We start from the raw sequence: 26,347 nt of genomic DNA, 5'->3' as shown, positions 1-26,347 counted from the left end.
CCGGCGGGCCCGGCCCGCCGGTCGCATCGCACGCCGGCGCGCTGGCGTTCAGGCGAGCGCGTCGCGCAGGAACGTCGCCACGGCCGCGAGAACGTCGTCGGTCCGCTCGCGATGCGGCATGTGTCCGCATCGATCGAGCAGCAGGAACGACGACGGCCCCGCGACGCGCGCGGCGATCCGTTTCGGATGCACGTCGGACCCGTATTCGTCCTGCTCGCCGTGAATCGCGAGCGTCGCGCAACGCACGCGCGGCAGGTCGTCGTCGAGACACCAGTCGCGAAACGCCGGCGACAGCCACGTATCGACCCACGCACGCAGCACCCATTCAGCCTTGTCGCCGTGATAACGCGCGAGCCGGTCGAGCTGGCCGGGCGCGTCGAACTGCTGCGCCGCCTCGCGAATGCCGTCGCGCGTGCGATCCTCGACGAACGCCTGCGCGGAGACCGTCACCAGTGCGCGGCAACGCGCCGGATACGCGGCCGCGCATCCGACGGCCATCCCGCCGCCGACGCTGTGCCCGAACGCCACGAACGCATCGATGCCGAATCGCTCGAGCAGCGCATGGAATCCGTGGTCGGCCTCGTCGCGCACGAACGTCATGCCGAGCTGCCCCGGATGACGATCGGACCGGCCGAAGCCCAGCCGGTCATATGCGATCACGTCGCGCCGCGTGGCGCGCGCGAGTTGCGCGGGGAAGTCGCGCCAAAGCTCGACGCAGCCGAGCGAATCGTGCAGCAGCACGATCGGCGCGGCCTGCTCAGGTGCGGCCGGCTCAGGCGCGGCCGGTGCCTGCGCGGGCTCACCGCGCCAGCGCTTCGCGAAGAGACGCCCTTGCGGCGTCTCGACCCAGGTCTCCTCGGTCACGATGTCAGTCATGTGTGTCGTGGTCTGCATGAAGGCGGCCGCACGCGGGCGGGCTGCATCGAATGCCGACGATGGTGGCCCGGCGACGCGCGCGGCGTCAAGCAAGCCCCCACCGCCCGCACGCTCATTCGGGCTGCGGCGGCAGATACTCCATCTGCGACTCGTCGTACAGCCGGTAGATCAGCGCCTGCATCGCGCGGATGTCCTCCGATTCGTCGAGCATCCGCATGCTCATGATGATCGGCGACACGAGGTTCGGATCGTCGAGCGGCTTGTAGCTGATGTCGTCGCGCTTCAGGCCGTACACGCTGTGCGGCACGACCGACACGCCCTCGCCCATCGCGACGAGTCCGAGCGCGATCTGCAGTTCGCGCGTCTCGTATATCTTGCGCGGCTGCAACGCGCGATCGTGAAAGGCGGCGAGCACCTGGTCCGCGTAGCTCGGCCGCGGCGCCTTCGGGAAGATGATCAGCGTGTCGTTCACGAGATCGTGCAGCGACAGCACGGGCTTCGCGCCGTCGAGCACGTGACCGACCGGCAGCGCGACGATCATCCGCTCCTCGCGCAGCACGACGCGCCGCACGCTCGGATCCTCGTGACGGATGCGCCCGAACCCGACGTCGATGCGCCCTTCCTTCAGCGCCTTGATCTGATCCATCGTCGACATCTCGTGCAGACTCAGCTCGACGGCCGGATATTCGCTGCGAAAGCGCCGGATGATCTTCGGCAACATCCCGTACAGCGTCGAGCCGACGAACCCGACCGACATGCTGCGCTCGATCTTGCCGACGCGCTTCGTCATCGATTCGAGTTCGGTGGTCTGCGCGAGCAGCTGCACCGCGTGCGAATAGAAGAACCGCCCCGCGTCGGTCAGCTTCAACGGCCGCGCGTTGCGCTCGAACAGCGGCACGCCGAGCGCCTCCTCGAGCTGCTGGATCTGCCGGCTGAGCGGCGGCTGCGCGATGTGCAGGCGCTCGGCCGCGCGCGTGAAATTCCGCTCCTCGGCAACCGCGACGAAGTAGCGGAGGTGTCTCAACTCCATGTTCGATCCCTCCCGGACCGGCAACGGACGTTCATTCGGCCCCGCGCGCATGCGTGCCGCGCCGGTCGTCCCGTGATCGCCTGATCCCGATGCCATGACGATACCTCAGCCCGCGCCGATACCGGCGCGAGCAGCGCGGCGCCGCCCCGGCGTCCGGCACCGCGCAAAGCAAAACGGGAAGCCGTCAGGCTTCCCGTTGCTTCATCGACGCCGCGTCGCGGCGGCGTCTCGACCGCGCGTCACGCCTCGGTCGCGTACAGCGCATCGCGCTGCGCGTCGCTCAGCGAGTCGAGCGGCACGTCCGGCAGCCGATAGCAGATCATCGCGCCGTACAGCTCGGCCAGGCAGTTGCTGCCGGCGTCGAGCGCGTAGCCGTCTTCGCCGTCCGGCGCCGGCGGATACACTTCGCGCCACGCGTTGATCGCGGCTTCGATTCGCACGATGGAAACGGGTCCGGCCTTCCGCTCGGCGGGTGATGCGCTCATGGATTCCTCTGGGTTGCGCGCTCCGCAGGCCGTGCCGGCCGCGGCGGAGCGATGAAAACGCCGGGCGCCGCCGGCCGCCGCGACAGGCGCGCGCCGGATGCCCGATCCGCGCCGCGCTCGTCGCGCCGGCCGGGCCGTGGCCCGGTAGGGTCGGGCAATATAACCGGCTTTGACCCCGTGCAGGGAAAAGCGGACAAAAAAAACGGGAAGCGCGCGGCTTCCCGTTTCGTTGCGCCATCGCGCGGCCGCATGCCGCGCCGGCATCAGCCCACGGTTTCGCGGTTCTCCACGCGCTGCAGCTGCGCGCCGCGGTTCGCGGCGACCCACGGTGCGATCTCCATGTCCTCGTAGCGCACGAAGCGGCTCTTGTTGAGGAACCGGTAGCCGAGCCACACGACGAGGAACAGCGGAATGCCGACGTAGGTCGCGGCCACGCCCGCCCAGTCGATCCGGTTCGCGAGGAAGGCCTGATAGTCCTGGCCGAGCGCGATCACGAGACACAGGACGAATGCAAACAGCGGGCCGAACGGAAACCACTTCGACTGGTACGGCAGCTGGTCGAGCGCGTAGCCTTGCGTCACGTAGCCCTTGCGGAACCGGTAGTGGCTGATCGCGATGCCGAGCCACGCGATGAAACCCGTCATCCCCGACGTGTTGAGCAGCCACAGGTACACCGTCTTGTCGCCGTACAGCGACGTGAAGAAGCACAGCGCGCCGACGGCGGTCGTCGCATACAGCGCATTGCGCGGCACGCCGCCCGGCGACAGCTTCGCGAACAGCTTCGGCGCGCGGCCTTCCGTCGCGAGGTTGTAGAGCATCCGCGTCGACGCGTACATGCCCGAGTTGCCGGCCGACAGCACGGCCGTCAGGATCACCGCGTTCATCACGCCGGCCGCGAACGCGAGGCCCGCGTGGCGGAATACGAGCGTAAACGGGCTCACGCCGATGTCGGTCACGTCGCTCTTCAGCAGGTTCGGATCGGTATAGGGAATCAGCACGCCGATCACGAAGATCGCCAGCACGTAGAACAGCAGGATGCGCCAGAACACCTGACGCACCGCGCGCGGGATCGTCGTGCGCGGGTTCTCCGATTCGCCGGCCGCGACGCCGATCAGCTCGGTGCCCTGGAACGAGAAGCCCGCGATCATCGCGACGCCCATCAGCGCCGGCAGGCCGCCCGCGAACGGCGCGTCGCCGATCGTCAGGTTGCCCCAGCCGTTGCCCGGCGCGCCTTTCAGAATGCCGAAGATCATCAGCAGGCCGACGCCGATGAACGCGACCACGGTGACGACCTTGATCAGCGCGAACCAGTATTCGGCTTCGCCAAAACCGCGCACGGTCAGCGCGTTGAGCAGGAACATCACGCCGAGGAATGCGGCGCTCCACCAGACGCCCGGCACGTCCGGGAACCAGTAGTGCATCACGAGCTGCGCGGCGACGAGTTCGACCGCGATCGTCACGGCCCAGTTGTACCAGTAGTTCCAGCCGAGCGCGAAGCCGAAGCCTTCGTCGACGTATTTCGCGCCGTAGGTCGCGAACGAGCCCGACACCGGCATGAACGCGGCCATTTCGCCGAGGCTCGTCATCAGGAAGTAGACCATCAGGCCGATCAGCATGTACGCGACCATCGCGCCGCCGGGGCCGGCCTGCGAGATCGACGCGCCGGACGCGACGAACAGGCCCGTGCCGATCGAGCCGCCGATGGCGATCATCGTCAGATGGCGCGCCTTCAGCGCGCGATGAAGCTTGGGTGGGTTCGCGGACGAACCGGGTTGGTCGGAATTCGGAAGTGCGGACATAAACGAGACGAACGTTGAGCGGGCCGGCATCCGGAGCCGGCGCATGCGGGATCGGGGCGCGGCGCGCCGCCTGCGGCGATGCATTCGATGCGGCCCCGATACGCGTTGCGCGCCGGGCGCCTGCGGCGAAGCGCGGATTCTACCTGATTCGCCGCCCGGACAGCTGAGCGCCGGCCGCCCCGCCGCCGCATGCAGACGCAGCAGAATCAACAAGTTGGATGCGGCGCGGCGACGAGACGACGGCACAGCCGCGGGTTGCGCGGCACCGGTCGTGCCATTCGGTGGCCATCCGCGATGGCGCACCGTGCAATGTGCAATCGCGCCGGTGCAATCGTCGGATCCTGTATTAAACCGACAAATCGAACGGCATTCATCGTCAATAATCAGACAAAATATCGGCCACCCGTAATTGATTCAAATCAGTTTGCCCCCCAGGTTCACGGTAATGATGTGTAATCGTTCCAAATCGTGAACGATGCATGCATGTTTTGCATCGCGCGACGAAATTCGGGAATTCGCGAGATAATCCCGATTAATGCGAATTAATCAGTGCGCGGAATCGTCGACGACGCAAATTTCCGCCCCCCGCTCCCGAGGATGAAGCCACACACGCCGCTCGCCAAGCTGCGCGGTCATACCGCGTCGGCCGTGGCACGCATTCTGTCGCCCCGCGGCGTGCTCGTCGCGGGCATCGTGCTGCTGCTGTTCAGCTGGGGGCTCTCGACATCGCTTTTAATCGAGGCACGCCACGACGCATACGACCATGCGGTCGAAAATGCGCGCAACCTGATGCTGCTGATCGAGCGCGATATTTCCCGCAATATCGAACTGTATGATCTGTCGCTGCAAAACGTCGTCGACGGCCTCGCCGATCCGGAACTGATGGCATTGCCGCCGCACCAGCGTCACCGGCTGCTGTTCGACCGAGCCGCGAGCGGCGCGTATCTCGGCGCCATTTTCGTGATGGATCCGCACGGCAATATCGTGATCGACTCGGCCGCATCGCCGCCGCGGCAAGGCAATTTCGCCGACCGCGAATATTTCGCCGTGCATCGCGACCGGCTCGCCCAGGGCCTCTACATCAGCCGGCCCTATGCGTCCCGCCTGCGCGGCGGTGCGCTGACAATCGCGCTCAGCCGACGGATCACGCTGGCCGACGGCCGCTTCGGCGGGATCGTCGTCGGCACGCTCAGCATCGACTACTTCCGCGCGCTGCTCGACGGTCTCGCGGTCGGCAAGCACGGCAGCGCGGCGATCGTCGAGGACAACGGCGTGCTCGTATCCCGCCTGCCGTTCGATGCGCGCGTGGTCGGCCTCGACCTTCACGACTCCCCGCTCTTCATCGAGGCGCAGCGCAGCAGCGAAGGCGCGCTGACCGGCGTCGGCGCGATCGACGGCGTGCGGCGCATCTATGTTTACAAGCATCTCGCGAATCTGCCGCTGATCGTCGACGTCGCGCCCGCCGAGATCGACATCTACGCGTCGTGGCGCCATCGCACGATCTGGACCGCCGTGCTGATGGGCTTGTTTACCGTGTTCATCGCGTGGGGCTCGCTCGCGCTGTCGCGCGAACTCAGGCGCCGGCAGATCGCCGAGTCGAAGCTGTACCGGCTCGCGCACACCGATTCACTGACCGGGCTCGACAACCGCGGCACGTTCGACACGGTGCTCGCGAAGGAAGCGCAGCGCGCGTCGCGCAGCGGCCGCCCGCTGTCGGTGCTGTTCGTCGACGTCGATCATTTCAAGGCGTTCAACGACTACTACGGCCACCTCGCCGGCGACGACGTGCTGCGCCGCGTCGCGCAATCGGCGTCGCGCTGCCTGCGCCGCGACAGCGACCACGTCGCGCGCTACGGCGGCGAGGAATTCGTCGTCACCCTGCCCGACACCGATGCGCGGGGCGCGGCGACCGTCGCCGAAGGGATTCGCCGCGCGATCGCCGGGCTCGACATCGCGCATGGCCGCAGCCCGTACGGGCACGTGACGGCGAGCATCGGCGCCGCGACCGCCACCGGCGGGCGCGTCAACGCCGCGACGCTGCTGCGGCAGGCCGACGAGGCGCTGTACCGCGCGAAGTCCGGCGGACGCAATCGCGTGTCGCACGCCGAGGCAAGCACGGCCGACGCGTGACGCCGCCGCCGCCGGGGCACCCGCGCCGCGCCGCCGTGGACAGCCCGCGCGCGTTCGGCTAGCGTTACGTCAGCTGCGCGTGCGGCGCGGCGCCGGCCCGCGCTGGCCGCCCGCGCGTATTCCGGCCACCCCGCCGGCCACCCCCGCACCGTCATGACCGCCCAGCTCCCTGCCCGACTGCCGCCGCTCCTGCGCCACGCCCTCCGTCCCCTGCTGGACCCTTACCGCCGCTACCGGCACGCGAAGCTGATTCATGCGGCGCGCGTCGCGCTTGCGATCCTCGTGTCGATCGCGTTGTCCACCGGGCTGAGCGTGCCGCACGGCGAATGGTCGACGATCACCGTGCTGATCGTCGTCGGCGGGCTGCAGCACCACGGCAACATCCGCAAGAAAGCGGCCGAGCGCGCGCTCGGCACGTCGATCGGCGCGCTCGCGGGGCTCGGGCTGATCCTGCTCTACTCCGTCCTGCACGCGCCGCTCGCGATCTACCTGCTGATGGCGATCGCGTGCGGGGTCTGCGCCTATCACGCGATCGGCAAGGCCGGCTACATCGCGCTGCTGTCGGCGATCACGATGGTGATCGTCGCCGGGCACGGCGACAACGAGATCGTCGACGGCCTGTGGCGCGCGGTGAACGTGCTGGCCGGCATCGCGATCGCGCTGGCGTTCTCGTTCGCGCTGCCGCTCTACGCGACCTACTCGTGGCGCTACAAGCTCGCCGACGCGCTGCGCGCGTGCGCGGCCGTGCATACGCGCCTCGCGGGCGACCGCCATGTGAGCGACGACGCGCACCTGAAGGAAATGGCCGCGCTGAGCGCGCTGCTGGTGCAGCTGCGTTCGCTGATGCCGTCGGTGTCGAAGGAATGCGAGATCTCGGTCACGCACCTCGAGGCGATCCAGCGCAGCCTGCGCCTGTGCATCGGCTACCTGGAGATCCTGTCGAGCATGGTGCCGGCCCGCGACGACCTGGCCGCCCGCGAATACATGCGCAACGACATGAAGGCCGTGAACCGGCGCATCCGCGATACGCTCGTCGGCGCGAGCCGCGCGCTCAAGTTCGGCACGCCGAGCCGGCTCGCGGCCCGCCGCCGGCCGGCCGAGCCGCCGCACGACCTGCCTCCGCCGCAGTTGTCGGGCTACGTGTCGATCACGGCCAAGCTGGCCGGCGAAGTGGATCAGTTGCGCGAGAAACTGCTCGATACCGCGCAGGCGTGGAATATCTGAAGACCGGCGGATGGCGGGAAACGCCGACGATACTTTCAAATGTCTTTCATGAAGACGGACCGGCATCCCGTCGACGGCGACGGTGCCCGTCGGCCGATCCGGCCCCGGAAACCGGGCCGGCGCGCCGCCGCGTTCCCGCCGGTTTCGACAGCCGCCCGCGGCCGGTTCCCGCCGGATTCTCCGGCCGGTTAACCGCCCGCCGGGCCCGCCGCGACAGGCCCGACGACGTATTGGCGCGAAAATCAGGTCTTGCCCCAACTTCCCGGACAGCCGATACTCGCATATTCCGCGAAATACGATCCCACCGGCTTCAATCCACGGTAATTCCTATGAGCACGATTCTCGAAAGCCTCCCGACCGGCCAGAAGGTCGGTATCGCCTTCTCCGGCGGCCTGGACACCAGCGCCGCGCTGCACTGGATGAAACTGAAGGGCGCCGTCCCGTACGCATATACGGCAAACCTCGGCCAGCCCGACGAAGACGATTACGACGCGATCCCGAAACGCGCGATCGAATACGGCGCAGCCGGCGCCCGCCTGATCGACTGCCGCGCGCAGCTCGTCGCCGAAGGCATCGCCGCGCTGCAAAGCGGCGCGTTCCACATCACGACGGCCGGCGTCACGTATTTCAACACGACGCCGATCGGCCGCGCCGTGACGGGCACGATGCTCGTCGCCGCGATGAAGGAAGACGGCGTCAACATCTGGGGCGACGGCAGCACGTACAAGGGCAACGACATCGAGCGCTTCTACCGCTACGGCCTGCTCGTGAACCCGGATCTGAAGATCTACAAGCCGTGGCTCGACCAGACGTTCATCGACGAACTCGGCGGCCGTGCCGAAATGTCCGAATTCATGAACCAGGCCGGCTTCGCATACAAGATGTCGGCCGAGAAGGCGTATTCGACCGACTCGAACCTGCTCGGCGCGACGCACGAGGCGAAGGATCTGGAAAGCCTCGAAAGCGGCATCAAGATCGTGAACCCGATCATGGGCGTCGCGTTCTGGCGCGACGACGTGAAGATCGCCGCCGAGGAAGTGACGGTGCGCTTCGAAGCGGGCCAGCCGGTCGCGCTGAACGGCGTCGAGTTCAAGGACCAGGTCGAGCTGCTGCTCGAGGCGAACCGCATCGGCGGCCGCCACGGCCTCGGCATGAGCGACCAGATCGAGAACCGCATCATCGAGGCGAAGAGCCGCGGCATCTATGAAGCCCCGGGCCTCGCGCTGCTGTACATCGCGTACGAGCGTCTCGTCACCGGTATCCACAACGAAGACACGATCGAGCAGTACCGCGAGAACGGCCGCCGTCTCGGCCGCCTGCTGTATCAGGGCCGCTGGTTCGACCCGCAGGCGATCATGCTGCGCGAAACGGCACAACGCTGGGTCGCGCGCGCGATCACCGGCGAAGTGAAGATCGAACTGCGCCGCGGCAACGACTACTCGATCCTGAGCACGAAGTCGCCGAACCTCACGTATCAGCCGGAACGCCTGTCGATGGAGAAGGTGGCATCGACGTTCTCGCCGCGCGACCGGATCGGCCAGCTGACGATGCGCAACCTCGACATCACCGATACGCGCGACAAGCTGCGCGTGTATTCGCAAGTCGGCCTGCTGACGCCGGGTGAGGCTTCGGCGCTGCCGCAGATCAAGAGCGACAGCGGCGAGTAAGCCGCCTCGTTCGACGCCGGGCGCGTAGCCGATACACGCCCCGGCGGGGCAAGCCGCGTATGCGTCGTCGCATGCGCGGCCTGCCGTTTCCCTTCCGCCTCTCCCCTTCCTGCATTTCCCGCTGTCGCATCACGTTCGCGTCGCCCGCGAACGGCGCTGCAACGCTGCTGCGTTCATGGCAAGCTGCGAGTCGTTCGAATTCAGACTCGGCTCATGACCTCCCTCATCGTCATTCACCTGAACGGCCCGATCAACAGCGGCAAGACGACGATCGGTCGCGCACTCGCACGCCTGCTGCCCGATGCACGCTTCATCGACGGCGACGATCACGACGCGCCCGGGGACGCCCCGTTCGACGTGCAGTGGGCGATCGCGCTGACGCGTCTCGTCACGCAGGTCGCGCAGGCCAATGAACGCCACCTGGTGACCGCTTACCCGATCGGCGAAGCGGAATTCGAACGCCTGCGCGCGGCCTGCGATGCACGCGATGCGCGGCTGTTCGTCGTGACGCTCGCGCCACCGGAGGCGATCGCGTCGTCGGATCGCGGCACGCGGGCGCTGACGGACTGGGAGCGGCAACGTATCGCCGAGATGTATCGGGAAGGCTATGCGGCACGTGCGTTCAGCGATTGCGTGATCGATACGTCGAAGGCGTCGGCCGATGCATGTGCGTTGGAGATCGTGCAAAACGTCCGCGCATCGGGCGCATAGCGGAACATTCGACCGCTGCGTCCGGCAAGTCCTGCCTTCAACGATGCTGTCACACTCCCGACACGGCGTGCTCGCGCGCACCCTTGCGACTCAGCAACAGAGCGTGCCCGCCACCACGTAAAGCCTTGCCGCATACCCACCCGTCACGTGCATGAGCCAGTCGATCGCGAACGGCCCGACGAAACCGCGCAAGTTGCCGATCGAATTGATCATCGCGATCCCGCGGCCGCGTCGGCGCCGGATACGGGCGTTCGTGGATTTTCCGGCGGGGGAGCTGGGCGGCTGAAGGCCGGCGGGCGGCGCAAGCATCGATGCCCGAAACGCTGATATTCTGGCGAATCGAGCAGTGAATGATCGGAACATTCGCGCCGCCGCGTCATCCCCCGCCGCTGCGCCAACCTTGCCGGAGCCGCCATGTTCGACCTGACCACGCTGACCACCTTCACCGCCGTCGTCCTGGGTCTGTTCCTGATTCCCGGCCCCGCCGTGCTGCTCGTGCTGAGCCGCACCGTGCAGGGCGGCCGCAAGACCGGCATCCTGACTGGGCTCGGCGTCGCGAGCGGCGACTTCGTGCACACGCTGTTCGCGGCGGTCGGACTGTCGGCGCTGCTGATGACGTCGGCGCTCGCGTTCAACGTCGTGAAGCTGGTCGGCGCCGCGTACCTGATCTACCTCGGCGTGCGTGCGCTGCTCGACAGGCCGTCCGATCCGTCGCTGCCGAAAGTGTCGCCTGTCACGCCGCTGAAGGCGTACCTGCAGGCGATTCCCGCCGAAGTGCTGAACCCGAAGACCGCGCTGTTCTTCCTCGCGTTCATGCCGCAATTCGTGCATCCGGAACGCGGCTCGACGTTCGTGCAGTTCGCGGTGCTCGGGCTCATCTTCGTCGTGCTCAGCTCGCTCTACACGACGCTGATCGCGTGCTCGATCCGCCCGCTTGGCCGCCTCGTGAAGCGGCTTGCGTGGCTCACGCGCTGGCAGGGGAAGATCATCGGTTCGATCTTCATCGCGCTCGGGCTGCGCGTCGCGGTCCAGCAACGCTGACGCGCGCGTTTCGCATGACGTCCGACGCGCCAACCGCCGGCGAAATCCTCTATACCGACCCGCGCCTCGTCGCGGTCTACGACCGGTTCAACGCAGGCGATCGCGACTTCGCGTTCTACGCATCGCGCATCGGCGCCACGCGGCAACGGATTCTCGATCTCGGCTGCGGCACCGGCACGTTCGCGCGCCGGCTCGCGGCGGCCGGGCACGACGTCGTCGCGATCGATCCCGCGCCCGCGATGATCGACCATGCGCGACGCCAGCCTGGCGCCGGCGCGGTCGGCTGGCTCGCGTGCGATCTCGGCGGCCTGCCGCCCGGCGCGCCGTTCGATGCCGTCGTCATGACCGGACACGCGTTCCAGTGTCTGCTGACCGACGCGGACATCGACGCGACGCTGCACGGCGTGCGGCGCGTGCTGGCCGACGGCGGCCGCTTCCTGTTCGACACCCGCAACCCGCGTGTCGAGCCGTGGCGTCGCTGGACGCCGCGGGCGTCCGCGTCCCGCATCGATTCGCCCGAGTTCGGCAGCGTCGAGCTGCACCATGCGGTCACCGCGGTCGAGGGCCCGATCGTGTCGTTCGACACGGTCTACCACTTTCAGCGCGACAATACGCGTGTGAAGAACGCGAGCCGGCTGCGCTTCATCGCGCAGCCCGACCTGCGGGCGCGCGTGGCGGCGGCCGGCTTCACGTCGGCGGAATGGTGCGGCGACTGGCACGGCGCGCCGTTCGACGACGCGGCCAGCGCGGAGATCATCGCGATCTGTCACGCGTGAGCGGTTGAATGCCGCGCCGGACGCGAATAGTGGAATGAAGGGTGAAGCAAATGAGTAGCGACGAATTCCAGGTGATGGAATTGTCGAACGGCAAGCCGGTGAAGATGTGGACGCAAGGCGTCGCGGTCGAGGACGATGCGCGCGCGCAGTTGCGCAACACCGCGCAGATGCCGTTCATCTTCAGGCACGTCGCGGTGATGCCGGACGTCCACCTCGGCAAGGGCTCGACGATCGGCAGCGTGATTCCGACGAAAGGCGCGATCATTCCGGCCGCGGTCGGCGTCGATATCGGCTGCGGGATGATGGCGGCGCGCACGACGCTCACGGCAGCGGACCTGCCGGACTCGCTCGGCGGGCTGCGCGGCGCGATCGAACGCGCGGTGCCGCACGGCCGCGTGCCGGGGCGCCGCGATCCCGGAGCATGGGGCGATCGCACGCCGCCCGCCGTGACCGAGTCGTGGAAGTCGCTGCTGCCGGGCTTTCAGCGGATCGTCGACAAGTATCCGAAGCTGGAGAAGACGAACCACCGTGCGCATCTGGGTACGCTCGGCACGGGCAACCATTTCATCGAGGTGTGCATCGACGAGGCCGGACGCGTGTGGTTCATGCTGCACAGCGGCTCGCGCGGCGTCGGCAACGCGATCGGCAGCCTGTTCATCGAGCTCGCGCAGGCCGACATGCGGCAGCACATCGCGAACCTGCCGGATCGCAATCTGGCGTATTTCACCGAGGGCAGCCGCCACTTCGACGATTACGTCGAGGCGGTCGGCTGGGCACAGGACTACGCGCGCCGCAACCGGCAGGCGATGATGGAGGCGGTAATCGGCGCGGCGCGTGGCGTGATCGCGAAACCGTTCGCGGTCGACGAGCACGCGGTGAACTGCCACCACAACTACGTGCAGCGCGAACGCCACTTCGGCGAGGACGTGCTCGTGACCCGCAAGGGCGCGGTGTCCGCGCAGAAGGGGCAGCTCGGGATCATTCCGGGCTCGATGGGCGCGAAGAGCTTCATCGTGCGCGGGCTCGGCAATCCGGAGAGTTTCTGTTCGTGCAGCCACGGCGCCGGACGCTCGATGAGCCGAACCGAGGCGAAGCGCCGCTTCACGGTCGACGACCAGGTGAGCGCGACGCGCGGCGTCGAATGCCGGAAGGACGCGGGTGTCATCGACGAGATCCCGATGGCCTACAAGGACATCGACGCGGTAATGGCGGCGCAGCGCAGCCTCGTCGAAGTGGTGCACACGCTGCGTCAGGTGGTGTGCGTGAAAGGATAGCGCGGCGCGCGTCACGCGCCGACGATCGAGATCGAAAACCCGTCCCAGCCGCCGAGCGTGCCGACTTCGAGGATGCGTCGCTCGCCGCAAGCGCGGCGGCCCCATAAGCAACCAACCATTCGTTCTAAGGGCGGCAGCGCACCTGCTCCTATAATCGCTCGACCACGACAACAACAGACGGAGCACCCATGACCGATCAGGCCACTTCGAACTGGCGACTCGAAACCATCGCCGTGCACGGCGGCTATCGTCCCGACCCGACCACGCGCGCGGTCGCGGTGCCGATCTATCAGACCGTTGCGTACGCATTCGACGACACGCAGCACGGCGCGGACCTGTTCGACCTGAAGGTCCAGGGCAACATCTACACGCGAATCATGAACCCGACGACGGACGTGCTCGAGCAGCGGATCGCCGCGCTCGAGGGCGGCATCGGCGCGCTCGCGCTGGCGTCGGGCCAGGCGGCCGTCACGTACGCGATCCAGACCATCGCCGAAGCCGGCGACAACATCGTGTCCGCCAGTTCGCTGTACGGCGGCACCTACAACCTGTTCGCGCATACGCTGCCGCAATACGGCATCACGACGCGCTTCGCCGATCCGCGCGACCCGGCATCGTTCGAGCCGCTGATCGACGCGCGCACGAAGGCGATCTTCGCGGAATCGGTCGGCAACCCGCTCGGCAACGTGACCGACATCGCCGCGCTCGCGGAAGTCGCGCATCGCCACGGGATCCCGCTGATCGTCGACAACACGGTGCCGTCGCCGTATCTGCTGCGCCCGTTCGAACACGGCGCGGACATCGTCGTGCATTCGCTGACGAAGTATCTCGGCGGCCACGGCACGAGCCTCGGCGGCGCGATCGTCGATTCGGGCAAGTTCCCGTGGGCGCAGCACGCGGACCGCTTCAAGCGGCTCAACGAGCCCGACGTCAGCTATCACGGCGTCGTGTACACCGAAGCGTTCGGGCCGGCCGCCTATATCGGGCGCGCGCGGGTCGTGCCGCTGCGCAACATGGGCGCGGCGATCTCGCCGTTCAACGCGTTCCAGATCCTGCAGGGCATCGAGACGCTCGCGCTGCGCGTCGAGCGCATCAGCGACAACGCGCTGAAAATCGCGCAGCATCTCGCGCGCCACGAACATGTCGAGTGGGTGAACTACGCGGGGCTGCCCGATCACCCGGATCATCCGCTCGTCGCGCGCTACCTGTCGGGCCGCGCGCCCGGCATCCTGACGTTCGGCGTGAAGGGCGGCCGCGACGGCGGCGCGAAGTTCCAGGACGCGCTGAAGCTGTTCACGCGGCTCGTCAACATCGGCGACACCAAATCTCTCGCGACGCATCCGGCCTCGACGACGCACCGCCAACTGTCGCCGGCCGAACTCGCGAAGGCCGGCGTGAAGGAGGAAACGGTGCGGCTGTCGATCGGCATCGAGCACATCGACGACCTCCTCGCCGATCTCGACCAGGCGCTCGCGCAAGTGTGACCTGGCGCAGGCGTGCACACGCCCGCTTCAAGGTGTTCAATCCCCGGTTGATGCCGGAGCGACGCCCGGCACGAAACCGTCGTGCGTCATCCGGCATTTCACCGGCGGCATCGTGTTCTTCCTGATCGAAGGTTCGGTGAAGGCCGGCTGAAGCACGAGCATCACCACGTCGTCGCGGCGGTCGGATACGTCTCGACGATGCGGGTGCCGTTAACGGGCGTCACGCCCTCGTTGCGCAATGCGGCCCACAGGTCGATCGCATGCTCGCGCGACTTGCGGCTGCCGTCGTCGGTCAGCACGTTCAGCGCGATCACTTCGTCGCGCGTGGTCAGTTGCAGTTGCTCCTTCAATTTGCGCGACTGATGCGACGCGGTACGCACCTCGCGAAGCATGATCCGCTGCTCGGCGAGCGGCGCCGGCGCGGCACCCGCATCGACGGGCAGGAACGTCAGCCGCCCGTTGCCGACTTCGCATTGCCCGCGCGTGAACGTCGCGCTCCACTCGCCCGCCGGCACGGCCGAGAACTCGCAGCGCATCCGTTCGCCCGCGCGGCGGCCGGCGTCGTGTTCCGGCGCATGCGACAGCGCGCGCTCCGGCCAGCCGGCCGCCGTCGCGGCCGTCGCCGTCAGGCACGCAGCCAGTACGATCGCTTTCATCATGTTGCGCATCGTCCGTTCCTCCTCGAAAAAATATCAACGCACTGCCAAGCCGTTGTCATGCGCATCGACGACCGGCGCGGATTCGCCGCGATGCACCGTCGTGCGATGGATTTCCTGATTGCGGGCGATGGTGGCCGGGCTCGGCGGATAGTCGTGCTTCGGACTCGGGATCACGCCGTCGTGACGGGCGCGCAGCAGTTCCTGGCGCACTTCCTGCCGAGTCCTGGACTGCGCGGTGGCCGACTGCGAGAAAGCGGCGATCGACAGCGCGGCAACGGCGATCGAAATCAGGGGTCGTCGAATGTTCATGAGCTTCGCTCCTTGTCCGGAATGGGTAACGTGAGTTCCAAGATTGATCCGATGGCGGTGCGCGATCATGAACACGGGATGACGATTTCGTCATCGCATGCCACGCCCTGAATCGCAGTGCGAAGCAAATCGACGAGATGCTTCGACTCACATGACGCGCGGATGACATTTTTCTCATTTGTCCCTCACCGTCGCGATTCGAACGGTTCCCAGAATCGCCTGCACGTTCGCCATATTCGGCGCCCGCACGCGGAACGCGCGGCGGCACGATCGACGGACGCACGAAACGATCAACTCGAACCTCAGGGACCCAACATGAACACTCCAGCTCGGCTCGTCATGCTGTCCGGTGCGCTGCTCACGACCGCCCACGCGGTTCACGCGTCGGAAGTCAGCCTCTACGGCCTGTTCGATACGTCGCTGACGTATGTATGGAACGCCAATGCAGACGGCAAGAATCTCGTCGGCCTGGGCAACGGCAACCTGCTCGGGAACCGCTTCGGCGTGAAAGGCGCGGAAGACCTCGGCGGCGGGCTGAAGGCGATCTTCACGCTGGAGAACGGCTTCAATCCGAATACCGGCGCGCTCGGGCAAGGCAACCGGATGTTCGGCCGGCAGGCGTTCGTCGGTCTCGACAGCTCGCGCTGGGGCACGCTGACGATCGGCCGCCAGTACGACGCGCTTGCCGATGTCGCATGGCCGATTACCGGCGATTTCTACTTCGGCAGCGTGTATGCGACGCCCGGCGACGTCGACAACTACGACACGTCGTCGCGAACCGACAACGCGGTGAAGTACACGTCCCCCGTGATCGCCGGGTTCCAGTTCGTCGGTATGGTTGCGCTCGGCGGCGTGGCCGGCAAGACGGGCGCGGGACAAACCTGGTCGGCCGGGCTTTCGTACGGCAACGGCCCGATCGATGTCGCGGGCGGCTACTACTACGCGGCCAACAAGTCGCCGCTTGCCGACGGCATCCGAACCGGCTGGAACGGCACCTCCGACGGCACGTTCGACGGATCGCTGGTCAACGGCGGCTACATCTCCGCGAAGTCGATCGGCATTGCACGCGGCGCGTTGCGCTACAGCTTCGCGCCCTTCGCGATCGGCATCGACTACAGCAACGCGCAGTACAAGGCCGATGCGATGTCGGCGTTTCGCAACACGCAGAAATACGATACCGTGCGCGGTTTCTTCAACTATCAGGCGAGCGCGAGCCTGCTCGTCGGCGTCGGCTACAGCTACACGAAAGCCCACGGCGATACGCGCGCGACCTACCATCAGGTGTCGGCCGGCGCGGACTACGTGCTGTCGAAACGCACCGATCTCTATGCGGTCGGCGCGTGGCAACGCGCGAACGGCGAGCAACGCACGCTCGATGGCGGCACGCAGACGGCGCAGGCGTCGATCGGCTCCTACGGCTACGGCGGCACGCGCACGCAAGGGATCGTCAATCTCGGGCTGCGCCATCGTTTCTGATCGGTGCAGCGGCAACGCGCGGGCACGCGCATGACGAAAATTTCATCTTCCGATCAGGTTCGCGATGCATCGTGTCGCTACCATCGAATGCGTGACGGGCAATGCCCGTTGCAATCCACGCAAGCGGATCGCTGTCGCACGGCACGATCACGCGTTCTGCCCGGACACCGTGAGTGCCGGGCTTTTTTTTCGTCAGTACGACGGATCAAGGCGTGACGTTGCGCTTCGGGAACAGGCACGGATGCGTCTTCACGTGGAAGTTCGGATTGCCGCAGCGATGTCCCGCATAGTCGATCTGCTCGCCGGGCGTCAGGCCGGCGGGCACCGCATTGCGCACGGCCTTCGGCGCGGACGATCCGACCGTTCCTGCATCGGGACGGGACGACGCGCAACCGGCGACCAACGGGGCAATCAGCAACGCAAGCAACGACAGGCGAATGGCGGGACGATCCACTGTTTGGTCCGGAATGAAAGTCGAAACGAAGCCGGCCGCCTTCCATGCCGGCGCGGCGAACGGCGCGCATGCCGACGACACCATCGGCCGTCGGCAAGCGACATGCTCCGCTTTCCGTTCATCGCACGCATGACCCGAACATGACGATTGCGTCATGTCGGCCAGGGCCCGCACGTTGGACACGCCGCCGCGCAATCTGACGGATTTTTCATCTGCCGATCACGGTCACGCTCGGCTGCTTTCGCATACTGGTTCCATGGATCGCCACCCGGCGGCCTCATCAAGGAGAGCTCCATGAAAACGGTAAAACTCGCTGCCCTGTTCGTCACCGCGACGCTGTCGCTCGGCATCGCCACGCAAGCCGCATTCGCACAAACGCAAACACAAATGCAGGGCAAGACCCGCGCGGAAGTCATCAACGAACTGAAGCAGGCGCAGCACGACGGCGTGGTGCCGACGAGCAAGACCCAGTACCCGCCGACCGGCGAGATCGTCGCGCGCAACAAGGAGCTTCACGGGATTTCGGTGCATGCCGGCGAGAAGGCGCCGCAGGCCGACAATCACGACAGCCTTGCGACCCGCTGATGCCGGTCAGGCGCGGGCGCTGCCGCGCGATCGCGGGCAGCGTGCCGCGCGCCGCCATATCGCGGCGAACGCGCGGCCGTGCCGGCGTGCGATCTCAAGCATGGGCCGCCGGCATCGTCTTCGGCGCACCCGGCGGCCGCTGCGGAAAGCGCAGCCAGAATGTCGTGCGCCGGCCGGGAACGCTGTCGACGCCGCATTCGCCGCCATGGTTGTCCATGATCGACCGGACGATCGCGAGGCCGAGGCCCGTCCCCGACGCCGAATTGTGCCGCGACGGATCGACGCGATAGAAGCGCTCGAAAATCCGCGCGACGTGCTGCGCATCGATGCCCGGCCCCGTATCCGATACGGCGATCGTCGTCGCGCCGGCCTGTTCCGAACAATCGATCGTCACGACACTGCCGCGCGGCGCATACGCCAGCGCATTGGACAGCAGGTTGCTCAACGCGCGCTGATACAGCGTGAGATCGGCATCGACCCATGCGTAGCCGTCGACCTTCACCGACACACCCGCGTCCTCCGCGAGCGGCTCGTAGTAGCCGGCGACTCGCGAGGCCTCCTCGGCCGCATCGAGCCGCCGCACGTCGATCGACGTGCCGGCCTGCTCCGAGCGCGCGAGGAACAGCATGTCCTCGATCATCCTCGACAGCCGCTGATACTCGTCGATGCTCGACTCGATCACGCTGCGATATTCGTCCGCGCCGCGCGGCTGCGACAGCACGACCTGTGCGGCCGCCTGCAGGTTCGTGAGCGGCGTGCGCATGTCGTGCGCGAGATTCGACGAGAACTGGCTCAACCGCGTAAACGATTCGTTCAAGCGCGCGAGCATCCCGTTGAACGCATGCTCCAGTTCCTTCAGTTCGCCTGACGTTTCGAGTTCCGGCAGCGGATGGGCCAGCCGGCTCGTCGACATCTGCTCGGCCCGCGCCGCGAAGCGCCGCAGCGGGCTCAGCCCGAGCGCCGCGATGCCGTATGCGATCGCGGCCGCCAGCACGACGCCGAACACCTCGATCACGACGATCGTATAAGCATGCGTGCGCAGCAGCAGCACGTCGGCGCTGCGGTCGTACTGCACCGCGACGCGCACGACGGGCGCGCCCGCGCCGGCGAGCGGCACGGTCATCACCAGATACTGATGCCGCGCGCCGGGCGGCGCGACGAATACCGGAATACGGCCCGCGTCCGTCGACAGCAGCGGCGCGTAGGTCCGGAATCCCGGCGTGCCGACGATGCGCGTGCCGGCCGCATCGTAGATCGCCAGGTCCATGTTCGGATGCCCATGCAACTGGTCGATCCAGATATCGGGGTTGCGCGCGACGTCGGCCGTCGAACGCGCTTCCGCCAGATGCGTGCCCAGCGCGGTCGAAATACCGGCCATCTGCTCGGCCGCCGTCGTCTCGATGCGATTGCTCAACGCCTCGTACAGCGCGACGCCGCTCGAGGCGAGGATCACCGACGTCGACAGGATGATCAGCGCGGTCAGGCGTCCGCGCAGCGTGCGCGGCAGCAGGCGCGCGATCATTTGGCCGCGCCGTCGCGCACTTCGAGCACGTAGCCCATCCCGCGCACGGTGTGGATCAGCTTCGGTTCGTAGGCGTCGTCGATCTTCGAGCGCAGTCGCCGAATCGCGGAATCCACGACGTTCGTATCGCTGTTGAAGTTCATGTCCCACACCTGCGACGCGATCGTCGCACGCGGCAGGATCTCGCCTTCGCGACGCATCAGCAGCCACAGCAGCGCGAATTCCTTCGCGGTCAGCAGGATCGTGTCGCGCTGCCGCGTGGCCTTGCGGCGCGTCAGGTCGAGTTCGAGATCGGCCACGCGCAGCGTGTTCGAATCGCGCGGCTGGCCACGCCGCAAAATCGACTTGATGCGCGCGGTGAGTTCGACGAAGTCGAACGGCTTGGCCAGATAATCGTCGGCGCCGAGTTCGAGCCCCTTCACGCGGTCGCCGACGTCGTCGCGCGCGGTGAGGAACAGCACGGGCGTCGACTTGCTGCGACGCAGGTTCTGCAGCAGCGTCCAGCCGTCCTGCCCCGGCAGCATCACGTCGAGCACGAGCAGATCGTACTCCTCGGTCTCGGCCTGATGCTGGCCCGTGATGCCGTCCTCCACCCAGTCGACGACATAGCCGGCTTCGGTCAGGCCCTTGCGCAGATAGGCGCCGGTTTTCGGTTCATCCTCGACAATCAGAATTCGCATCACGCATTACCCTTGAAGAAACCCAGCCGGCGCAGCACGCCCGCGCCGAACCCGCCGCGCAATACCGCGCGCCACGACACCGCGTGGCTCACGCGGTACAGCACCGGCAGCACCAGCAGCGTCAGCGCCGTGGACGACAGGATACCGCCGATCACGACCGTCGCGAGCGGGCGCTGCACCTCGGCGCCGGTGCCGGTCGCGAATGCCATCGGCAGGAAGCCCAGCGACGCGACGAGCGCGGTCATCAGCACGGGCCGCAACCGCGTGAGCGCGCCTTCGCGCACGGCCGCGTCGAGCGGCATCCCGTCGTCGCGCAGGTTGCGGATGAACGAGATCATCACGAGACCGTTGAGCACCGCGACGCCGGACAGCGCGATGAAGCCGACCGCCGCGGTGATCGACAGCGGAATCCCGCGCAGCCACAACGACACCACGCCGCCGCTCAGCGCGAACGGAATGCCGGTGAAGACCAGCAGCCCGTCCTTCACGTTGTTGAACATCACGAACAGCAGCACGAACACCATGAACAGCGCGAGCGGGACGACGAGCTTCAGCCGCTCGCTCGCGCTCTGCAACTGCTCGAACTGGCCGCCCCACGACACCCAGTAGCCGGCCGGCACGCGCACGTCCTGTTGTAATTGCTCGCGCGCATCGGCGACGAACGAGCCGACGTCGCGGCCGCGCACGTTCGCGCTGACGACGACGCGCCGCTTGCCGTCCTCGCGGCTGATCTGGTTCGGGCCCGGCGCGACCTCGATCGTCGCGAGTTCCGCGAGCGGCACGTACGGCGCCTGCGCGAGCGGCGCGCTGGCACCCGCGGCCGGCGCGGGCAGCGCGATCGGCAGACGCTTGATCGCCTCGATGTCGGAGCGCAGCTCGTCCGGCAGCCGCACGACGATGTCGAAGCGGCGATCGCCCTGGAACAGCGTCCCCGCCTTCTGCCCGCCGACAGCCGCGGCCACCGTATCCTGCAGGTCGGCGACCGTGACGCCGTACCGCGCGAGCTTGTCGCGGTCGAGGTTGACGGTCAGCACGGGCAGGCCGGTGGTCTGCTCGACCTTCACTTCGGATGCGCCCGGCACCTTCTGCAACGCGGCCGCGATCTGCTCGCCGGTCTGGTTCAGCACGGTCATGTCGTCGCCGAAGATCTTCACCGCGACGTCGCTGCGCACGCCCGAGATCAGCTCGTTGAAGCGCAACTGGATCGGCTGCGAGAACTCGTACGCGTTGCCCGGCAGTTCCGCGAGCGCCGCCTCGATCTCGCGCACGAGCCGATCGCGCGGCTTGTTCGGATCGGGCCACTTGTCGGTCGGCTTCAGCATGATGTAGCCGTCCGACAGGTTCGGCGGCATCGGATCGGCCGCGATCTCGGCCGTGCCGGTGCGCGCGAACACGCGCTCGATTTCCGGGAAGCGCGCCTTCAGCGTCTTCTCGATCGCCTTCTGCATCTCGACCGATTGCGACAGGCTCGTGCCGGGAATGCGCAGCGCGGCGACCGCGAGATCGCCTTCGTTCAGGCTCGGGATGAACTCGCTGCCGAGCCGCGTCGCGAGCCCGAGCGTGGCCAGCACGATCGCGCCGGCGCCGAGCATCACGCGCGCGGGGCGCGTCATGAACGCGGCGAGCACGGGTTCGTACGCACGCCGCGCCCAGCCCATCAGCCGGTTTTCCTTTTCCTCGACGCGCTCGCCGATGAACAGCGCCACCGCTGCCGGAATGAACGTGACCGTCAACACCATCGCCGCCGCGAGCGCCATCACCACGGTGACGGCCATCGGATGGAACATCTTCCCCTCGACACCGGTGAGCGCGAAGATCGGCAGGTACACGACCATGATGATCAGTTGCCCGAAGATCAGCGCGCGGCGCGCCTCCTGCGATGCGCCGAATACTTCCGCGAAGCGCTCGTCGCGCGTCAGCGGCCGGCCCGCGACGGCCTGCGCATGCGCGAGCCGTCGCACGCAGTTCTCGACGATCACGACCGCGCCGTCGACGATGATCCCGAAGTCGAGCGCGCCGAGGCTCATCAGGTTCGCGCTGACCTTCGCGTTGACCATCCCGGTGAACGTCATCAACATCGACAGCGGGATCACGAGCGCGGTGATCAGCGCCGCGCGGATGTTGCCGAGAAACAGGAACAGCACCGCGATCACGAGGATCGCGCCCTCGAGCAGGTTCTTCTTCACCGTCGCGACGGCCTTCTCGACGAGCACGGTGCGGTCGTAGACGGGAATCGCCTTCACACCGGCCGGCAGCGTGCGGTTCACGTCCGCCATCTTCGCGGCGACGGCTTTCGCGACCGAGCGGCTGTTCTCGCCCATCAGCATGAACACCGTGCCGAGCACGACCTCCTCGCCGTTCGACGTCGCGGCGCCGGTGCGCAACTCGCGGCCGATGTCGACCTGACCGACCTCCTTCATCCGCACCGGCACGCCGCCGACGTTGGTCAGCACGATGTTCGCGATGTCGTCGACGGTGCGCGCCTGGCCCGGCACGCGCACCAGGTACTGCTCGCCGCGCTTCTCGATGTAGCCCGCGCCGACGTTGTCGTTGTTGCGTTCGAGCGCGCGCACGACGTCGGCGAGCGTCAGCCCGTACGACATCAGCTTCGCCGGGTTCGGCGCGACGCGGTATTCCTTCACGTAGCCGCCGATCGAATTCACCTCGGTCACGCCGCGCACGTTTCGCAGTTGCGGCCGGACGACCCAGTCCTGGAGCTCGCGCAGGTCGGCCGCCGTGTAGCGCGTGCCGTCGGGCTTGCGCGCGGCCGCGTCGGCCTCGACGGTCCACAGGTAGATCTCGCCGAGGCCGGTCGACGTCGGCCCCATCGCGGGCGCGATGCCGGCGGGCAGCTTGTCCTTCGCTTCCTGGATGCGTTCGTTGACGAGCTGCCGCGCAAAGTAGATGTCGGTGCCGTCCTTGAAGATCACGGTGACCTGCGACAAACCGTAGCGCGAAATCGAACGCGTCTGCTCCAGGCCTGGCAGGCCGGCCATCACGGTCTCGACCGGATACGTGATGCGCTGCTCGGCCTCCAGCGGCGAGTAGCCGGGCGCGGCCGTGTTGATCTGGACCTGCACGTTCGTGATGTCGGGCACCGCGTCGATCGGCAGCTTCTGGTAGCTGAACACGCCCAGCGCGGCCACGGCCGCGATCGCCAGCATCACGAGCCAGCGGTGCGCGATCGCAAAGCGGATCAGGCGCTCAAACATGGCGGGATTCCTCGAAGCGGGGAACGTCCACTGCGTGGGCCTTCGATGCGTGACGCTCATTCATGTTCCGCACTCCCCTTGCCGAGCTCGGCCTTCAGCACGAAGCTGTTCGCGGCCACATATTCCTGGCCCGGCTTGAGCCCCTTCAGCACTTCGGTCGCACGGTCGTCGCGCCGCCCCGTCTCGACGGCCTGTGCGACGAAGCCCTTCGGCGAGCGCACGAATACCGACGGCACGCCGTCGACGTCCTGCAGCGCGTCGCTCGCGACGGCGAGCGGCACGGCCTGCTTGCCCGCGTCGACCGACACGTTCACGAACATCCCCGGCCGCCACACGCCGTCCGGATTCGGCAGCACGACGCGCGCGGGCGCGGTGCGCGTCTGTTCGCCGAGCAGCGAGCCGACGTAAGCGATCGGGCCGTTCGAGCGCGATTCGAACGCGGTCGCGCTGACCGTCGCGTCGCGGCCGACGCGCACGTCGTTCAGCCGCTGCGCGGGCACGGCCATCTCGGCCCATACCGTCGACAGGTCGGAAATCACGAACATGCTCGCGTCGGCGGCGATCGCTTCGCCGGGCGTCGCATGCTTCTCGACGATCGTGCCCGCAAACGGCGCGCGCAACTCGTAGCGGTTCAGCGCGCCCGGGCCGGCCGGCGCGTTCAGCGCGGCCAGTTTCTGCCGCGCGTTCTGCACGGCGATCTCGGCCTCGCGCAACTGAACCTGCGCCTGCTGGTAGTCCTGTTCCGCCGAGATGCGCTCCTGCCACAGCGTGCGTTCGCGTTCATAGGTCGCGCGCGCGCCCGACAAGCGGCGTTCGGCGGTCAGCAGTTCGCTGCGACGGTCCGCGAGATCGGTGCTCGCGATCACGGCCAGCACCTGCCCCTTCGCGATGTTCTGCCCGAGCGACACCGACACCTGTTCGACGATGCCGGCCACGCGCGGCACGACGTGCGCGGTGCGATCCTCGTTGAATTTGATCTCGCCCGGCAGCTGGAACGGCGTGGCGATCTGCGCGGGGCCGGCCTTCGCGAGCGCGATCTTCGACGTCTGCAGTTGTGCGTCGGTCAGCGCGATCGCGCCGTCCGCGCGTGCGAACGGAAACGACGCGGCCTCGTTGCCTGCCTTGACGTCGATCGTCGCGTCGAACACGTGCGGCTTCGCGATCGATTGCGCAGACACGAACTTCTGGCCCGCCGCGTCGAAGCGCATCGGTTCGTGCGAGCGGTCGTACCGCACCAGCGTGCCGGACACGGCGACGCCCTTGATCGCAGGCTTGCCGTCGACGAACGGATAGACGACGAGCCGCGCGTCGCCGGGCTTTTCCGTCATCACGATCTCGACGGACAACGTGCCGCGCGTGAGCACGACGCCGCCGTGCGAGCCGGTGCCGACGCCGTCGGCCGCCTGCGCGGCTTCGGTGCCCGCGGGCTCGGACGCGCCGCCTCGCGTGACGGCGAGCGCGCCGAGCACGATCCCGACGCCGCCGAGCACGGCCGCCGCAATGATGAAGATTCTGCTGCGTGACATGATGATCCTTCAGGTAAGAAGCGCGGCTATTGCGCGACGGCCGCGAGCGGCGTGCCGACGAGCCGGCCGATGTCGGCGCGGGCCGCATGCGCGTCGGCGAGCGCGCGCACGTATTGCGATTGCCCCTGGAACAGCGTGCGCTGCGCGTCGAGCACGTCGAGGAAGCTGAACTTGCCGAGCTCGTAGCCGCGCGACATCGCATCGAGCGCGAGCCGCGCGCCGGGCAGGATGTCGGTCTTCAGCCGCCGCGCTTCCTGCGCAGCCGCGTCGAAATTCGCGTACGCCTGCGTGAGTTCGAGCCGCAGCCGCGTGCGCTCGCGGTCGAGATCGGCATTCGCGCGCTCGGCCTTGTGCGTCGCTTCGAGCAAGGCGCCACGGTTCGTGTCGAAGAGCGGAATCGGAATCGACACGCCGACCACCGCCTGGTTGTCGGGCACGCCGCCCGTCGTCACCCGCTTCATGCCCGCGCTGACCGTCACGTCGGGAATGCGCCGCGCGCGTTCGAGCGACACGGCCGCGTTCGAGCGCAGCATCTGCGCGCGCGCGACGCGGGCGAGCGGCGCGTCGTCGAGCTGCGCGGTCAGCGCGGACAGCGGCTCGACCGCCGGCACCACTTCCAGATCGCCGAGCGCGACGCGGCGGTCGCTGCGCGCTTCACCCATCACCGCATTCAGCTTCTCGCGCGCGACGTCGACACGGCCGCGCGCGGTCGCCACCTCGATCTGGACGCCGGCCGCCGCCACCTGCGCCTTGGTCGCCTCGACCGGCGACACCTTGCCAGCCTGCGCGCGGCGGCCCGCGAGGTCAGCCGAGCGCGCGGCGATCGCGGCCGACTCTTCGGTAACCTGAAGTTGCCGCTGCGCGGCAAGCAATCCGTAGAACGCCGCGATCACATCGGCGCGCACGGCGGCGCCCTGCTCGTCGAACGACGCATTCGCGGCCTCGCGGCCGTACGACGCGACATCGAGCCGCGCGCGGCGCTTGCCCCCAAGTTCGATGGTCTGGTTGATCAGCGCGGTCGACGTGCGCTCCGCACGGCTGAAGCCTTCCTGCAGGAACGACACTTCCGGATTGGGACGCGCACCGGCCTGCATCAGCGCGCCGGCCGATGCGTCGACGTCCGCGCGCGCGCCGCGCAACGCCGGGTTGTTGCGGGCCGCGGCCGCGAGCGCGTCGGACAGCGTCAGCGATGGGGAAGAAGCGGCGTCGGACGGCGGTGCAACAGCGGAAGTCGTCGAGGCCAAGGCCGGGGCCGCGACCTGCAGCGATTGCGCATGGGCCGTCGCGGCCGTCGCGAAGACGACGGCCACGGCGAGGGTGAGCTTGAGCATGTTCGGTTCTGCGATAACGGTTCGCACCGATGCTACGGATCGGGTGAAGTGCGAACATGAGCCGAAGATGACATTTCCGTCATGTTGGATGCGACG

Annotated in this window: 22 protein-coding genes and 1 pseudogene; 10 read left to right on the top strand and 13 right to left on the bottom strand. The window is 67.7% G+C overall.

The window, feature by feature from the left end:
* Window positions 1-48: 48 nt before the first annotated feature.
* From WS46_RS04915 to WS46_RS04900, 4 genes are all read right to left on the bottom strand, one after another.
* Window positions 49-876: an alpha/beta fold hydrolase gene (locus WS46_RS04915; RefSeq protein WP_059690178.1), complete on the bottom strand. Its 828-nt coding sequence runs from the start codon at window positions 874-876 to the stop codon at window positions 49-51.
* 112 nt (window positions 877-988) lie between these two features.
* Entirely contained in the window at window positions 989-1,906 is a 918-nt protein-coding gene (locus WS46_RS04910) for a LysR family transcriptional regulator (protein ID WP_059448822.1), read from the bottom strand.
* Window positions 1,907-2,145: 239 nt separating this feature from the next.
* Complete coding sequence (locus WS46_RS04905; protein ID WP_006761486.1) at window positions 2,146-2,391, bottom strand: DUF3717 domain-containing protein; 246 nt, start codon at window positions 2,389-2,391, stop codon at window positions 2,146-2,148.
* 263 nt (window positions 2,392-2,654) lie between these two features.
* Window positions 2,655-4,190 (bottom strand): amino acid permease, encoded by a 1,536-nt coding sequence (locus WS46_RS04900; protein ID WP_059531830.1) that lies wholly within the window; start codon window positions 4,188-4,190, stop codon window positions 2,655-2,657.
* A gap of 597 nt (window positions 4,191-4,787) precedes the next feature.
* On the opposite strand from WS46_RS04900, the gene WS46_RS04895 reads away from it, so the two are divergent.
* The 4 genes from WS46_RS04895 (at window position 4,788) to WS46_RS04880 (ending at window position 9,922) form a co-directional block, all read left to right on the top strand.
* Window positions 4,788-6,320 carry a diguanylate cyclase gene (locus WS46_RS04895; RefSeq protein ID WP_059531833.1) on the top strand — a complete coding sequence of 511 codons (1,533 nt, stop codon included), beginning with the start codon at window positions 4,788-4,790 and terminating at the stop codon, window positions 6,318-6,320.
* A 153-nt stretch (window positions 6,321-6,473) separates the two neighbouring features.
* The gene (locus WS46_RS04890; RefSeq protein ID WP_059689469.1) at window positions 6,474-7,544 is read left to right on the top strand and encodes an FUSC family protein; all 1,071 of its coding nucleotides are present in this window, start codon (window positions 6,474-6,476) and stop codon (window positions 7,542-7,544) included.
* 329 nt (window positions 7,545-7,873) lie between these two features.
* Window positions 7,874-9,211: an argininosuccinate synthase gene (gene argG, locus WS46_RS04885; RefSeq protein ID WP_059531840.1), complete on the top strand. Its 1,338-nt coding sequence runs from the start codon at window positions 7,874-7,876 to the stop codon at window positions 9,209-9,211.
* A 213-nt stretch (window positions 9,212-9,424) separates the two neighbouring features.
* The gene (locus WS46_RS04880; protein WP_059531843.1) at window positions 9,425-9,922 is read left to right on the top strand and encodes a hypothetical protein; all 498 of its coding nucleotides are present in this window, start codon (window positions 9,425-9,427) and stop codon (window positions 9,920-9,922) included.
* Window positions 9,923-9,971: 49 nt separating this feature from the next.
* Here the strand turns inward: WS46_RS04880 and WS46_RS36360 are convergent.
* Window positions 9,972-10,197, bottom strand: a pseudogene (locus WS46_RS36360) (MFS transporter); the annotation flags it as partial.
* A 139-nt stretch (window positions 10,198-10,336) separates the two neighbouring features.
* Between WS46_RS36360 and WS46_RS04875 the strand changes: the two are divergent.
* The 4 genes from WS46_RS04875 (at window position 10,337) to WS46_RS04860 (ending at window position 14,497) form a co-directional block, all read left to right on the top strand.
* Window positions 10,337-10,963: a LysE family translocator gene (locus tag WS46_RS04875; RefSeq protein ID WP_059531846.1), complete on the top strand. Its 627-nt coding sequence runs from the start codon at window positions 10,337-10,339 to the stop codon at window positions 10,961-10,963.
* A 14-nt stretch (window positions 10,964-10,977) separates the two neighbouring features.
* Window positions 10,978-11,739 carry a bifunctional 2-polyprenyl-6-hydroxyphenol methylase/3-demethylubiquinol 3-O-methyltransferase UbiG gene (locus WS46_RS04870; RefSeq protein WP_059689468.1) on the top strand — a complete coding sequence of 254 codons (762 nt, stop codon included), beginning with the start codon at window positions 10,978-10,980 and terminating at the stop codon, window positions 11,737-11,739.
* A 50-nt stretch (window positions 11,740-11,789) separates the two neighbouring features.
* Entirely contained in the window at window positions 11,790-13,013 is a 1,224-nt protein-coding gene (locus tag WS46_RS04865; RefSeq protein ID WP_059689467.1) for an RtcB family protein, read from the top strand.
* 188 nt (window positions 13,014-13,201) lie between these two features.
* A complete protein-coding gene (locus WS46_RS04860) occupies window positions 13,202-14,497 on the top strand; it encodes an O-acetylhomoserine aminocarboxypropyltransferase/cysteine synthase family protein (protein WP_059531860.1) in 1,296 nt (431 codons plus the stop codon).
* A gap of 161 nt (window positions 14,498-14,658) precedes the next feature.
* Here WS46_RS04860 and WS46_RS04855 read toward each other — a convergent pair whose 3' ends face one another.
* Entirely contained in the window at window positions 14,659-15,156 is a 498-nt protein-coding gene (locus tag WS46_RS04855) for a hypothetical protein (protein WP_257129926.1), read from the bottom strand.
* 33 nt (window positions 15,157-15,189) lie between these two features.
* Window positions 15,190-15,534 (bottom strand): DUF4148 domain-containing protein, encoded by a 345-nt coding sequence (locus WS46_RS04850; protein ID WP_257129934.1) that lies wholly within the window; start codon window positions 15,532-15,534, stop codon window positions 15,190-15,192.
* 246 nt (window positions 15,535-15,780) lie between these two features.
* Between WS46_RS04850 and WS46_RS04845 the strand changes: the two genes are divergently transcribed.
* Entirely contained in the window at window positions 15,781-16,941 is a 1,161-nt protein-coding gene (locus tag WS46_RS04845; RefSeq protein WP_059689464.1) for a porin, read from the top strand.
* A gap of 205 nt (window positions 16,942-17,146) precedes the next feature.
* Here the strand turns inward: WS46_RS04845 and WS46_RS04840 are convergent, their stop codons facing one another.
* Window positions 17,147-17,395: a hypothetical protein gene (locus WS46_RS04840; RefSeq protein WP_236873256.1), complete on the bottom strand. Its 249-nt coding sequence runs from the start codon at window positions 17,393-17,395 to the stop codon at window positions 17,147-17,149.
* Window positions 17,396-17,689: 294 nt separating this feature from the next.
* Between WS46_RS04840 and WS46_RS04835 the strand changes: the two genes are divergently transcribed.
* Entirely contained in the window at window positions 17,690-17,980 is a 291-nt protein-coding gene (locus WS46_RS04835) for a DUF4148 domain-containing protein (protein WP_059531872.1), read from the top strand.
* Between the two features lie 94 nt (window positions 17,981-18,074).
* On the opposite strand, the gene WS46_RS04830 is transcribed toward WS46_RS04835, so the two are convergent.
* Genes WS46_RS04830 through WS46_RS04810 form a run of 5 tightly spaced genes read right to left on the bottom strand, consistent with a single transcriptional unit; the run spans window position 18,075 to window position 26,251 of the window.
* Window positions 18,075-19,502, bottom strand: a complete 1,428-nt coding sequence (locus tag WS46_RS04830; RefSeq protein WP_059689462.1) for a heavy metal sensor histidine kinase — start codon at window positions 19,500-19,502, stop codon at window positions 18,075-18,077.
* The gene (gene irlR, locus WS46_RS04825; protein WP_059466657.1) at window positions 19,499-20,182 is read right to left on the bottom strand and encodes a heavy metal response regulator transcription factor IrlR; all 684 of its coding nucleotides are present in this window, start codon (window positions 20,180-20,182) and stop codon (window positions 19,499-19,501) included. The genes WS46_RS04830 and irlR overlap by 4 nt, the downstream gene beginning before the upstream one ends.
* Window positions 20,182-23,394: an efflux RND transporter permease subunit gene (locus WS46_RS04820; RefSeq protein WP_059689461.1), complete on the bottom strand. Its 3,213-nt coding sequence runs from the start codon at window positions 23,392-23,394 to the stop codon at window positions 20,182-20,184. Before WS46_RS04820 ends, irlR begins: the two co-directional genes overlap by 1 nt.
* A 56-nt stretch (window positions 23,395-23,450) precedes the next feature.
* Window positions 23,451-24,920 (bottom strand): efflux RND transporter periplasmic adaptor subunit, encoded by a 1,470-nt coding sequence (locus WS46_RS04815; RefSeq protein ID WP_059689460.1) that lies wholly within the window; start codon window positions 24,918-24,920, stop codon window positions 23,451-23,453.
* 26 nt (window positions 24,921-24,946) lie between these two features.
* Window positions 24,947-26,251 carry a TolC family protein gene (locus tag WS46_RS04810; RefSeq protein WP_059689459.1) on the bottom strand — a complete coding sequence of 435 codons (1,305 nt, stop codon included), beginning with the start codon at window positions 26,249-26,251 and terminating at the stop codon, window positions 24,947-24,949.
* Window positions 26,252-26,347 lie beyond the last annotated feature (96 nt).

The organism is Burkholderia sp. RF4-BP95 (assembly GCF_001521985.1).
Classification (GTDB): Bacteria; Pseudomonadota; Gammaproteobacteria; order Burkholderiales; family Burkholderiaceae; genus Burkholderia; species Burkholderia diffusa.
The sequence above is the reverse complement of the archived record's forward strand: the minus strand, read 5'-3'. Positions and strand labels throughout refer to the sequence as shown.